At 67.2% G+C, this 12488-nt stretch carries 11 protein-coding genes; 6 read left to right on the top strand and 5 right to left on the bottom strand.

Annotation, left to right across the window (positions count from 1 at the left end):
• Positions 1-99: 99 nt before the first annotated feature.
• Positions 100-1155 carry a LacI family DNA-binding transcriptional regulator gene (locus ACW5IY_RS00155; RefSeq protein ID WP_049436150.1) on the bottom strand — a complete coding sequence of 352 codons (1056 nt, stop codon included), beginning with the start codon at positions 1153-1155 and terminating at the stop codon, positions 100-102.
• Positions 1156-1394: 239 nt separating this feature from the next.
• On the opposite strand from ACW5IY_RS00155, the gene ACW5IY_RS00150 reads away from it, so the two are divergent.
• The 4 genes from ACW5IY_RS00150 (at position 1395) to ACW5IY_RS00135 (ending at position 4386) form a co-directional block, all read left to right on the top strand.
• Positions 1395-1985 carry a cysteine dioxygenase family protein gene (locus ACW5IY_RS00150; RefSeq protein ID WP_049436148.1) on the top strand — a complete coding sequence of 197 codons (591 nt, stop codon included), beginning with the start codon at positions 1395-1397 and terminating at the stop codon, positions 1983-1985.
• Between the two features lie 116 nt (positions 1986-2101).
• Entirely contained in the window at positions 2102-2740 is a 639-nt protein-coding gene (gene eda, locus ACW5IY_RS00145; RefSeq protein ID WP_049436146.1) for a bifunctional 4-hydroxy-2-oxoglutarate aldolase/2-dehydro-3-deoxy-phosphogluconate aldolase, read from the top strand.
• A gap of 96 nt (positions 2741-2836) precedes the next feature.
• Positions 2837-3865: an alcohol dehydrogenase AdhP gene (adhP, locus tag ACW5IY_RS00140; RefSeq protein WP_049436145.1), complete on the top strand. Its 1029-nt coding sequence runs from the start codon at positions 2837-2839 to the stop codon at positions 3863-3865.
• 128 nt (positions 3866-3993) lie between these two features.
• Positions 3994-4386 (top strand): hypothetical protein, encoded by a 393-nt coding sequence (locus ACW5IY_RS00135; RefSeq protein WP_049436144.1) that lies wholly within the window; start codon positions 3994-3996, stop codon positions 4384-4386.
• Positions 4387-4461: 75 nt separating this feature from the next.
• Here the strand turns inward: ACW5IY_RS00135 and ligD are convergent, their stop codons facing one another.
• The 3 genes from ligD to ACW5IY_RS00120 all read right to left on the bottom strand — a co-directional run bounded on the left by ligD (position 4462) and on the right by ACW5IY_RS00120 (position 8395).
• Complete coding sequence (ligD, locus tag ACW5IY_RS00130; RefSeq protein WP_049436143.1) at positions 4462-6948, bottom strand: DNA ligase D; 2487 nt, start codon at positions 6946-6948, stop codon at positions 4462-4464.
• 3 nt (positions 6949-6951) lie between these two features.
• Complete coding sequence (ku, locus tag ACW5IY_RS00125) at positions 6952-7857, bottom strand: non-homologous end joining protein Ku (protein WP_049436140.1); 906 nt, start codon at positions 7855-7857, stop codon at positions 6952-6954.
• 139 nt (positions 7858-7996) lie between these two features.
• Positions 7997-8395 (bottom strand): hypothetical protein, encoded by a 399-nt coding sequence (locus ACW5IY_RS00120; RefSeq protein ID WP_049436138.1) that lies wholly within the window; start codon positions 8393-8395, stop codon positions 7997-7999.
• A gap of 146 nt (positions 8396-8541) precedes the next feature.
• Between ACW5IY_RS00120 and ACW5IY_RS00115 the strand changes: the two genes are divergently transcribed.
• On the top strand, positions 8542-8886 hold the full coding sequence (locus ACW5IY_RS00115) for a hypothetical protein (protein WP_019338572.1): 345 nt from the start codon (positions 8542-8544) through the stop codon (positions 8884-8886).
• 21 nt (positions 8887-8907) lie between these two features.
• Here ACW5IY_RS00115 and ACW5IY_RS00110 read toward each other — a convergent pair whose 3' ends face one another.
• Positions 8908-10998, bottom strand: a complete 2091-nt coding sequence (locus tag ACW5IY_RS00110) for a TonB-dependent receptor family protein (protein WP_049436136.1) — start codon at positions 10996-10998, stop codon at positions 8908-8910.
• Between the two features lie 171 nt (positions 10999-11169).
• Between ACW5IY_RS00110 and ACW5IY_RS00105 the strand changes: the two genes are divergently transcribed.
• Complete coding sequence (locus ACW5IY_RS00105) at positions 11170-12372, top strand: amino acid aminotransferase (protein ID WP_049436135.1); 1203 nt, start codon at positions 11170-11172, stop codon at positions 12370-12372.
• The last annotated feature ends 116 nt before the right edge of the window (positions 12373-12488 follow it).

The following is a 12488-nucleotide window of genomic DNA, read 5'->3' as shown; positions in this document are numbered from 1 at the left end:
CAACGCGCACGGCTTTGCACTGAAACGGCGCACATGGGTGCGCCGTTTTCGTTGTTGCCTGCCTGCGCCATTGCAGCGGCGCAGGCGAGGGCAGGGCAGTCAGGCGTCCACGGCCCGGCAGGAACCGCGCACCATCAATTGCGGATGCACGCTGGTTGCGGTCGGCGCATCCGGCACGTCGGCCTGCACCAGCATCGCCGCAGCCACGCGGCCGATATCGGACACATGGCGACGCACCGAGGTCAGCGGCGGCCACAGCCGCGACGCCAGCGGGCTGTCGTCGTAGCTGACGATCGACAACTGCTGCGGCACCGCGATGCCCGCACGCAATGCCACCTGGTACACGCCGGCAGCCATTTCATCGTTGCCGGCAAAGATCGCACTGGGGCGTTGTCCGCCCATCAGCAGTCGCTCTGCGGCATGCACGCCGGACTCGAAGGTGTCGCCCGCTTCCAGCACCCGCTCACCCGGCAGGGTCAGGCCCACCTGGGCCAACCGGTCGAGGAAGCCATGGGTGCGCTCGCGTGCGGTACGGCGGTCGCCCGGACCGGCAATCACCGCGATGTCGCGGTGGCCGAGCGAGAGCAGGTAGCCCGCTGCCGCGGCTGCACCGTCGCGATCGTGGGTGACCACGGCCTGTGCCTCGTCATCCGACACATGCGCGTTGATGCGGACGTAGCGGCATTCGATGCCGTCGAGCATCTCCGTCAACGCTGTCGACTCGGAGGCACGCGGGCCCAGGATCACGCCATGCAGCTTCTGCTGCTGCACGAAGCGGCGCACGCCGTGCGCGCAGTCCGGAGACTGGCTGTCGCAGGGATGCACGACCAGCTCATAACCGGTGCCGCGCAGCGCTTCCAGCGCGCCGTGCTGCAGGTCGACGATGCATTGGGCGCCCGGGTCGTCATACACCAGGCCGATCAGGAAGGAGCGGCGGAACGCGAGACCGCGTGCCAGGGGGTCGGGCACGTAACCGACCTCGCGCATCAACGCCTCGACCTTGTCGCGGGTGTCTTTGCGCACCAGCGGCGAGTTGTTGATGATTCTTGAAACCGTTTTCTTGGAAACTCCCGACAGTCGTGCGATGTCGTTGATCGTGGCAGCCTTGCCCTTCGATGCCAGCAACGCGGCATCGCTAATAATTCGCACTGACATGTATAGAACCAGGTAAGTCGGAGAATTCTAGCCTTGCGCCCGTGGGGCGCGAAGTTGCGGAATGTCGCAGAGGATCTGAATCGTGTCGTGTTCGACACGTTCTGCTGCGCGAGGTTCCATTGTGATCGCTCTACTGCCTATGCATCTGAACCGTTCTTCCGCGCGTGTTCACCTTGAATGCGGGCGCGACGCGCGCGAACGCCAACATTCCCTTAACCAGGCTCCGCTACAGTCGGGGCATGGACCTGCAGACCTCTCCGTTTCCGGCGTTCCGTGGCCGCGATCGGTTGATCGCCGCAGTCGACGCGGCGATGACCTCCGGTGATGCCGAGCGCATCACCGCCGACCTGCAGCTTGCGCTGCAGGAAGCCATCGCGGACAGCCGCATCGAGTTGCCCGAGTGCGTGCACCGTCCGGTCAGTGATCATTACGCGCGACGCCCGCTGTACCACAGCCGCGAACACGGCTACAGCGTGATTGCCATGAGCTGGGGCCCAGGGCAGGGCACGCCGCTGCACGACCACGATGCCATGTGGTGTGTGGAGGGAGTGTGGTCAGGCGAGCTGGAGATCACCCGGTATGAACTGCTGGAGTGTGCCGGCGAGCGCTGGCGCTTCCGTCGCCATGCCGTGCTGCGCGGGGGCTGCGGCAGTGCCGGCAGCCTGATTCCGCCGCACGAGTACCACACCCTGCGCAACGCCAGCGATGACGCACTGGCGATCTCGGTACACGTGTACGAGGCGCAGATGGAGCGCTCGGCGGTGTTCGATCCGCTCGGTGGTGACTGGTACCAGCGCCGCATCCAGGCATTGCAGGCCGACCCGGCCTGAACCGGGGGCAGGGCGGTGCGCCGCCAGCACCTTCGTGAGCCACGTGGCATCATGCGCCGCTGCGCTGCCGGACCCGGCGGCGATCCGCGATGCCCCGTCGGGCAAGGAGCAAGGCCATGTCCAGCGCTGATCCGCGCCTGCGCGCGCTGTTGAAGCTTGCACCGGTGATTCCGGTGTACACCCCCGAAGATGTGAATGAAGCGGTCGAAGTGGCCCAGGCGCTGTTCCGCGGCGGCCTGCCGGTGATCGAAGTGACGCTGCGCACGCCGCAGGCACTGGATGCGATCAAGGCCATGGTCGAGGCCGTGCCCGATGCGGTGATCGGCGCCGGCACCGTGCTCAACGCCGCACAGATGCAGGCGGCGAAGCAGGCCGGTGCGCGCTTTGCCGTTTCCCCGGGCGCCACGCCGGCGCTGTATGCGGCCGCGCGCGATGCCGACCTGCCATACCTGCCCGGTGCCGCCACCGCCTCGGACCTGATCCTGGGCCTGGAGCACGGCCACGACACCTTCAAGTTCTTCCCGGCGGTGCAGGCCGGTGGCGCCGCACTGCTGGCGGCCTGGTACGGCCCGTTCGCCGATGTGCGCTTCTGCCCGACCGGCGGCATCAGCGCGCAGACTGCGCCGCAGTTCCTGCACCTGCCCAACGTGCTGTGCGTGGGCGGCTCGTGGCTGACCACGCCGGCACTGCTGCAGACCCGTGACTGGGACGCCATCGAGCGCCTCGCCCGCGAGGCGTCGGTGCTGGCCAGCTGAACCCGCTGCACGAATCGTCAAAGGTTTGATCGTGATCAAAGCGCCGGCCTCGAGCCGGCGTCATTCTGTGGGCAAGCGCACTACGGAGATCCGAACATGAATTCGACCATGAAGGCCGCTGTCGTGCGTGAGTTCGGCAAGCCACTGGTGATCGAGGAAGTCCAGGTACCGCGCCCGGGGGCGGGCGAAGTACTGGTCAAGATCGAGGCCTGTGGCGTCTGCCACACCGACCTGCACGCCGCCGAGGGCGACTGGCCGGTGAAACCGAACCCGCCGTTCATCCCCGGTCACGAGGGCGTGGGGCACATCGTGGCCGTGGGAGGCGGGGTAGGGCACGTCAAGGAAGGCGACAGGGTCGGCATCCCCTGGTTGTACTCGGCGTGTGGCCATTGCGAACACTGCCTGGGCGGCTGGGAAACGCTGTGCGAGACGCAGCGCAACACCGGCTACTCGGTCAACGGCGGCTTCGCCGAGTACGCACTGGCCGATGCCAACTATGTCGGCCTGCTTCCGAAGGAAGTGGGCTTTGTCGAAATCGCGCCGGTGCTGTGCGCCGGCGTGACCGTCTACAAGGGCCTGAAGGTGACCGACACCAAGCCAGGGGACTGGGTGGTGATTTCCGGCATCGGCGGCCTGGGCCACATGGCCGTGCAGTACGCCCGCGCAATGGGCCTGAACGTGGCGGCGGTGGACGTGGACGACAACAAGCTGGCGTTGGCCCGGCAGCTCGGCGCGCAGATCACCGTCAACGCGCGCACCACCGACCCCGCTGCCTTCCTGAAGAAGGAAATCGGCGGCGCGCACGGCGCCCTGGTCACGGCGGTGTCGCCGAAGGCGTTCGAGCAGGCACTGGGCATGGTCCGCCGTGGCGGTACCGTTTCGCTCAACGGTCTGCCGCCGGGCAACTTCCCGCTGGACATCTTCGGCATGGTGCTCAACGGCATCACCGTGCGGGGCTCGATCGTCGGCACCCGGCTGGACCTGCAGGAGTCGTTGCAGTTCGCCGCCGAGGGCAAGGTCGCCGCCACAGTCAGTACCGACCGCTTGGAAAACATCAACGAGGTGTTCGCGCGCATGCACGCGGGCACCATCGAAGGCCGCGTGGTGCTCGACTTCGCCGCCTGACCGCCTGTGCATGGCCGCCGTCGCTCCGTCCCCCTCTCCCACGGACGCGGCGGCCATGCCGATCCATCGGTAGTACCGGCCGCAGGCCGGCAAACCCCAGGCACGCCGCACAGCCGTACAATGCGCGCATGCCCGGCCTGCTCAAGACCCTGTTCCTGTCCTTCGTCGCCCTGATCGGCGGCGTGCTGTCGCTTGCGCTGGTCAGCAGCGTCGCCAGCTGGCTGCCGCCGCTGGTGGGCATGTCGCCGGACAACAACAGCGTGCAGCTGGGGTGGGATCTGGCCTTCAGCGTGCTCGGTGGCATCGCCGGCATTTCCTTCGCCACCTACTACGCGCCCTGCTGGCCGCGCTCGCATGGTTTTTCGATCTGGTCGTTGATCGCACTGGGCTGCGGCTACGCGGTGTGGACCGCAGGCGCGGATTTCCCGCTCTGGTTCGTCATTTCGCTGCTGGCGTCGCTGCCGTTGCAGCTGCTGATCGGCTGGTGGTTCGGCCGCCGCGCGTCGCGCGACGCAAGGTAACGCCGCCCCTGTAGAGCCGAGCCCATGCTCGGCGGCCTGTGTCTATGTGCATGAAAGCCGAGCATGGGCTCGGCTCTACAGGTCCATGCGCGGCAACGTCTGCTTCAAGCGCTCGATGCCGTGCCACGGGTTTCCCTTCAGCCGCTTCGCCCGCGCCAGCGCCTTGGCCATCGGAAACGCGTCGGCCGCACTGACGCGTGCAAGCTCTTCCCAGCGCAGCGGCACCGCCACGCCGGCAGCATCGCGCGCGCGCAGCGACCACGAGCACACGCTGGTGGCGCCGCGGGTGTTGCGCAGCCAGTCGATGAAGATCACCCCGCCGCGCTTGGCCTTGCTCATCGTCGCCACGTAGCGATCAGGCTGCTCCAGCGCCATTGCCTGCGCGAACGCCTCGCAGAACGCCTTCGCCTCGTCCCAGCCTGCCTTGGGCTGCAGCGGCACCACCACGTGCAGGCCCTTGCCACCGGACAGGCGTACGAAGCTCATCAGGCCCACCTGCTGCAGGCGGTCACGCACATCGCGTGCACCGGCTTTCACCTGTGCCCAGCTGACGCCTTCGCCGGGGTCGAGATCGAACACCAGGCGATCCGGATGTTCGGGATCGGCCACGGTCGCGCCCCAGGGATGCAGCTCCAGAGTGTTCATCTGCACCAGCTGCAGCAGGCCGCGCGTGTCGTCGATGTAGACGTAATCCTCGCGGCCGCTCTTCTGCTGCAGGGGCACCGCATGTACCGCATCGCCCAGGCCGGGACCATGGTGCTTCTGGAAGAAACAAGCCTTGCCCACGCCGTCCGGGCAGCGCAGCAGTGACAGTGGACGTCCGGCGATTTCGGGCAGGATCCAGCGCGCCATGCGCTGGTAGTAGTCGGCCACGTCGCCCTTGCGCAGTTTCTGCTTTGGAAACACCACCCGCTCCGGATGAGTGATCTGGACCTCACCTCCGGCTTCGGCATCTGCGGTGCTCATTCCCAGGTCCTCCTTCTGCTTGTCGCTGCGCAGCCGCTTGAAACTGGCCTGGCGCAGCAGGCCTTCCTTGCCCCAGCCACGGAAGGCGACCTCGGCGACTGCCACCGGCTTCACCCAGCTTACGCTGGCAGCGCGGAACGGCACATGCACCGGCAGCTGCAGCACGGGCGTCTTCACTGCCAACGGCCGCAGTGCCTTGAGCAGCGCGCGCAGGCTTTCATCGTCGAAGCCGGTGCCAACGCGGCCGACATAGCGCAGGCCAGCCTTGTCCGGCGTGGCCAGAAGCAGCGAACCGAATCCCACCCGGGAACCCTTGGGTGCCGTGTAGCCGACAATCACGAACTCGTCGGTGTCTTCGTGCTTCACCTTCACCCAGCTGCGCGCGCGGGTATTCACGTACGGCGCATCCACCTGCTTGCTGACGATGCCTTCAAAGCCGGCCTCGCCGCTGGCATCGAATACCTGCGGCCCATGGTCGATCACGTGTTCGCTGAAGGCCAGGGTGCCGGGCGCTGGCCCGATGAGGTCCTTCAGCAGCGCCTTGCGCTCCACCAGCGGTGCACGACTGATGTCCACGCCGGCCACACCCGGAAGATCGAACACGATGTAGCGCAGTGGTTGTTTCGAACTGCCGTCGATCACGCGCTGCAACGCGGCGAAGTCACTGCGTCCTTCCTTGTCCAGCACCACCAGCTCACCGTCCAGTCGCGCATCACGCACCGGCAGCGCCCGCACGGCCTGCACGACCTCGGGAAAATCGGCCGTCCAGTCCAGGCCGTTGCGCGAGCGGAGTTTCACCTCGCCATCGTGCAGGTCGGCCATCAGCCGATAGCCATCCCATTTGATCTCATGCAGCCAGCGCTCGCCGTCCGGGGCACTGTCGCGATGATCGGTCAACTGCGGTTTGAACCCGCGGGGATAGGGCGTATCACGTGCGCCGTGCAGCTGCAGTGCGCATGCATGCCAGCGCGCATCGGCCTTGCGTGTGGTCGTCCGTGCGGCGGGGACCGAGCGCACCGCCTTCCCTGCGGAACCCTTCTTCGCCGCAGGTGCTCGTTTCGGCATCGGTGCCGTCAGCAGGTCATCCGCCTCGGCGTCGCGCGCTTCACCATCGTCGCGCTTGATCAGCAGCCATTGCACCTGGCGTCCTTTCATCGCGGTGCGCACCAGCTTCCAGCCACCGGCCAGGCGTTGCCCATGCAGCACGAAGTCGATCTTTCCTGCCGCTAGCGCCTGCAGCGGATCACCTTCGCAGGCCCAGGTTCCCTGATCAAACACCTCGACGTGGCCCGCGCCGTAGTGACCTTCGGGAATGTCTCCCTCGAAAGTGGCGTAGGACAGCGGGTGATCTTCCACTTCCACGGCCAGCCGCTTCTCACCGACGCGAAGCGAAGGACCTTTCGGCACCGCCCAGCTCTTCAGCACGCCGTCCATCTCAAGGCGGAAGTCGTAGTGGCGCGAGCTGGCATGGTGCAGCTGGATGACGAAGGTCGGCCGCCGCTTCGGATCACCGCGGACGCGCGTGTCGTCAGGCTCCGGTGTCTGCCCGGCGCCACCGCCAAGTCGGCGTTTGCGCCGGTACTGGTGCAGCGACATGGTTCAACCTACCTTGCGCCGGGTGGTTTTCTTCACGGCCTTTTTGGCGGTCTTCTTCGCAGCCTTCTTCGCCGGTGCCTTGCGCGTCGCTGTCTTCTTCGCCGGCGTGCGCGTGTTCGCGTCCAGGCTCTTCTGCAGCAGTGCCATGAAATCGACCACGTTGGTACTGGCGTCCTCGCGCGGTGCCGGCTCATCGTCCACCCGCGTGGTGCCGCCCTTGGACTTGATGCGCTTGTTCAGCACCTGCTGCAGGCGCTCGCGGAATTCATCGTGGTACTGCGACGGATCCCAGTCGCCGGCCATCGACTCGATCAACTGTTCGGCCATCGCCGTTTCCTTGCTGGTGATGCGGTAGTCGGCCAGCTTCCCGGTGGGCAGCTTGTAATCCTCGGGATCCACCAGTTCCTGCGGATAGCGCAGGATCATCAGCACCAGCGCGTCCTGCTGTGGCATCACCGCACACAGGTATTCCCGTGTGCGCACCACTACCCGTGCGATGCCCACCTTGCCGGTACTGCGCAATGTCTCGCGCAGCAGCACGTAGCCCTTTTCGGCCTTCTTGCCGGGTACCAGCAGATAGGGTTTCTCGTAGTAGCGCGGGTCGATCTGCGCCGCATCCACGAACGATTCCACCTCCACCGCTTCGTGGCTTTCCGGCGCGGCCGACCGGATATCACCTTCCTCCAGCACGACGTAGCTGCCCTTGTCGTACTCATAGGCTTTGACGATGTCCTTCCAGGGCACTTCCTCGCCGGTGTCGGCGTTGACCCGTTCGAAACGGATCGGCTTGCGATCGCGGGAGTCGAGCATGCGGAACTGCAGATCGACCTTGCGTTCGCCGGACATCAGTGACACCGGCACATTGAGCAGGCCAAACGACAGCGTGCCGGTCCAGATCGGGCGGGCCATGGGCGCACCTTTGGCGGGGCAGGGTGCCCAGCGTGGGCCGGAGGGTGTAAACCAGCCGTGTCCGTGCCGTGCACGTCAGGTAGCGCGGCCACTTGGCTGTAGAGCCGAGCCCACGCTCGGCTGCTTCAAGTGCCCGCCACTACTGCAGCAACGGCCTCACCGCCGCCGCCGGAATATGGTCCAGTGCGCGCCAGGCGTCCTCCACCACCGGCCGCGCCTGCGACCAGCTCAACCGCGACTGCCCGCGCATCTGCTCCCAGTGCTCGGCCAATTCCTCGCAGGTATCGGCGGCATCACCACGTGGCCAATCCGCGGCATGGGTGGTCAGCGCGAAGGCATACACCGGGCACAGATCACGCCAGTTGCGGTGGCTCTGGCCACGCCTCTCCTCGTAGTCGCAGAGCATGTACTGCAGGTAATCCTGTGCCACCGCCTGCGGATCTTCCTGGCGGCGCGTGCGGCGCTGCGCGGTGCGCTGGCCAAGCGGATCGAGCAGGGCGTTGAACACGGACGGTGCGGGTCGTTCAAGACGGGGCATGGCCGGCTCCTGCAGCGGGGGCGGGTGGGCAGGAATACGCGCGGTGCCGTTACCGGGGGGTGAGCGAGATGTTCATGACGCCAGGTTCGCAGCGGCTTTACCTGCAGGGCGGTGTAGTGGGAGCCCCCGAGTGCAGGTACCAGACCATGAGCCGAGAGACCTCACGAGACCCGCTGCGGGAAAACCACCCGCCCCTTCCCGGCGAGCAGCGCGGCAAGCGCGATGCCGACAACGCCGACTACCGCGGCACCGGTGCGCCGTTCTTCGACGCCGAGCACGGTGACGACCATCTGCCGGTGAGACATGTGGCTGAACAGGCCGCCCAGGACCGCAAGGATGGCGGTGACCGCCATCGCGGTGGCCAGGAGAGCCCGCTCAAGCGCCGCGAGCGCAAGCAGCGCGCCAGCGACAACCAGGACGAGGCGCTGGAGGAGACCTTCCCGGCCAGCGACCCGACCTCGCCATTCGTCCCGGCCAAGGCCCCCGATTGACGGTAGCGCAGCGGTCCCGCACTAGCGCCACGACCACTGCACACCCACGCTGGCCCGCCGTCCCGGCCCGGGCTCGTAGTAGCGGCCATTGCCATCGTTGACGATCACCGAGCCGATGTAGGCCTGGTCCAGCACGTTCTCCAGCCGCGCGAAAGCACGCAGTTCACCGCCGGGCAGGGTCCAGCGGCGTCCGCCCTCCACGTGCAACAGGGCAAAGCCCGGCGCCCGTTCGGTGGCCACGTCGTTGACCACGGTATCGCTGCTGGCCGTGGCCTCCAGCGCCCACTGCCAATCGGCAGGGCTCCACTGCAGGCGTGCGAATGCCTGTTGGCGAGGCACGCCCGGCAGGCGGCTGCCTGCGGCGACCGTGTTGTTCGAGGTCAGGTAGGGCGAGCGCACCTGAGCCTGCAGCCAGGTCCAGGCCAGCTGCAGTTCCAGCTGCTCGGCCAGTGGCTGGCGGTATTGCAGTTCCACGCCCTGGCGGCGGGTGCGCCCGATGTTGCGATAGGTGCTGCGCCCTCCGGTGTTGCTGGCAACGGCCAGCTCATCGTCGGTATCTGCGCGGAACAGGCTGATATCGAGCTGGGTTCCGCCTTGCGCATGCCACTTGCTGCCAATCTCCAGATTGCGGCTGCGGGCGGCCGCCAGATCCAGTGCCAATCCCGCCTGGCCGTCAGCGCGATAACCCAGTTCGTTGAAGGTGGGGGTCTCGAAACCACGCCCCACGGCCGCGTGCAGCCGCCACTGCGGGCTGGCCTCGAAGCTGACGCCTGCCACTGGCGTGGTGGCCTGGTAGCGCCGGTGGCCGCTGTCATCCGGGTTGCGGCCGATGATGTAGCGGTCGTCGGATTCGAAGCGCACGGCGCTGTGACGCAGGCCAGCCAGCAATGACCAGCGTGTACTCCACTGCCACCACGCCTGCGCGAACTGATCGACGTTCTGCACGGTGTCGATCTGGTCTCTGCGCAGCCGCCCGCGTACGCCCAGCGTGCTGCCGATGAAGTTCTCGTAGCCGGTGCGATGCTGGCGCTGGCGGTCGGCGCTGAGCCCGGCCACCAGGTCCAGCGGTCGCCCGGCCAGATCGCCGTGCCACCCCCAGCGCGCGTCCAGTCCGCCGTAGCCGCCCTCCAGATCGATCACCCCGCCGGCATGCAGCGGATTGGCCTGCGCAGTCGGCGGAATCGGCAGGTACTGGCGTACCGCGCGCTGCCCGGCATAGCCCATCAACTGCCAGCGCTGCACTCCCGTTTCACGGGTCCAGCGCAGACCAGCCTGCTGCTGGCGCACCGATTTGCGGGTGTTGTACTGGTGCGCAACTGCCGTGGCCTGGCGCGGATCAGCCGCCACCTGGGCACGGGTCAGGCCCAGCGGATCCTGTGCATCGGGGGCATCGAGCGCATTGAGCAACAGCTCCAGCCGCCCACCGCCCAGCGCACCACCGATGCGTGCGTTGAGCGATTCACGGCGCGCACGGCTATGGTCCCGCCAGCCATCGGTGCGGAAGTGATTGGCGGCGATGTTGTAGTCCAGCACTTGGCCGGCACCTTTCAGCTGCGCACCGACACTGAGCGTGTTGTCGGCGCCGGCATTCACGCGCGACCGCCACGGGTCGCCGGCCTGGCCCTGCGCGCTCCAGACCTGCAGCACGCCGCCGGAGGAATTGCCGTACAGCGCCGAGAACGGCCCGCGCAGCACCTCGATGCGTTCGGCGCCCAACAGGCTGGCATGCGACAGCTGGCCCTGGCCATCGGGCATGGTCGCGGGCACCCCGTCGATCAACACCCGCACCCCGCGCACCCCGAAGGTCGAGCGCGCGCCGAAGCCACGGATCGACAGCTGTGTGTCCTGGGCGAAGTTCTGCCGGTCGCGCGCCAGCAGCCCTGGTACCCCGGCCAGCGCCTCGGACAGCTGCGCGCCGGTGCCAGCGCGGCTGGCATCGATCCAGACCGTGTCCTGGCTGGCCGGCAGCGCGAACGGGTCGATGCCCGGCACGCGTGCAGCCTGTACCTGCACGGCGGGCAGGGCGGTGGGCGCGGGTTCGGCCAGGGCCGCCCAGGGCGACAGCAGCAGGGCAGACAGCGGCAGGCAATGGCGTCGTGCAGCAGGATTCATGATTCAGGTTGATGGATCGGGCGGCAACGCACGCCATGGTACGGGGCCGCGGATGACGATGGCGGCGGCCAGCCCCGGCAGGCTTTGTTACGATGGGCTGTTTCCGGCCGAAAAGCCGCGAACCGCGTGGCGCAATTCCTCCCCCTTTCCGTCTACCGAACGAGTACCGCCGTGTCCTTCTTTGCAAACGTGGAACTGGTCCCAGGCGACCCGATCCTGGGCCTGACCGAGGCGTACAACGCCGACAGCCGCCCGACCAAGGTCAACCTGGGTGTGGGCATCTACTACGACGAGAGCGGCCGCATTCCGCTGCTGCGCGCCGTCAAGCAGATAGAGCAGCAGCTCGCCGCTGAAGCCAAACCGCGCGGCTATCTGCCGATCGATGGCCTGCCGGCGTACACGCAGGCCACGCGTGAGCTGGTGTTCGGCAAGGACTCGCCGCTGCTGGCCGCCGGCCGTGTCACCACCGCACAGACCGTCGGTGGCAGCGGTGCGCTGCGCGTCGGCGCCGACGTGCTGAAGAAGCTGCTGCCACACGCCACCGTTGCGCTGAGCAACCCGAGCTGGGAAAACCACCGCGCCGTGTTCAGCGCGGCCGGTTTCGAGGTGCTGGACTACACCTACTTCGACCCGACCACCCATGGGGTTGATTTCGACGGCATGCTGGCCGACCTGGGCAAGCTGGAAGCCGGCACCGTGGTGCTGCTGCATGCCTGCTGCCACAACCCCACCGGTGCCGACCTCACGGTCACCCAGTGGAAGCAGGTCGCCCAGCTGCTGAAGGACCGCCAGCTGTTCCCCTTCATCGACATGGCCTACCAGGGCTTCGACAAGGGCATCGAACAGGACGGCGCCGCCGTGCGCATCATCGCCGAAGCCGGCATCGACAGCTTCATCGTCGCCAACTCGTACTCCAAGTCGTTCTCGCTGTATGGCGAACGCGTGGGTGCGCTGTCGATGGTGGCGCCGACCGCCGCTGACGCCAAGGCCGTGCAGTCGCAGGTCAAGCGCGTGATCCGCACCATCTACTCCAGCCCGTCCACTCACGGTGCTGCGCTGGTGGCCGGCGTACTGACCAACCCGGAACTGCGCGCGATGTGGGAGCAGGAGCTGACCGAGATGCGCGAGCGCATCCACGCCCTGCGCCACGGCCTGGTCGAGAAGCTGGCCGCTGCCGGTGCCCCGCAGTTCGGTTTCATCAACGAGCAGGCCGGCATGTTCTCCTACTCCGGCCTGAGCCGTGAGCAGGTCGAACGCCTGCGCGACGAGTTCGGCATCTACGCCGTCGGCACCGGCCGCATCTGCGTGGCCGCGCTGAACCAGAACAACCTGGAATACGTCGCCAAGGCCGTGGCCACCGTCGCCAAGGGCTGAAACAACGCTCCAGTGATTTGAAGACAAAGGCGCCGAAAGGCGCCTTTGTTTTTTGCTCCTGCTTTGCCTTTGCCACACCCTCCGCGCTCGCGGCGAACCCTGAAGCGCAGGGCGAG

The sequence above is a fragment of the Stenotrophomonas sp. C-A genome (assembly GCF_054030835.1).
Note: the sequence above shows the minus strand (reverse complement) of the source record. Positions and strands in the feature narration are given on the sequence as shown.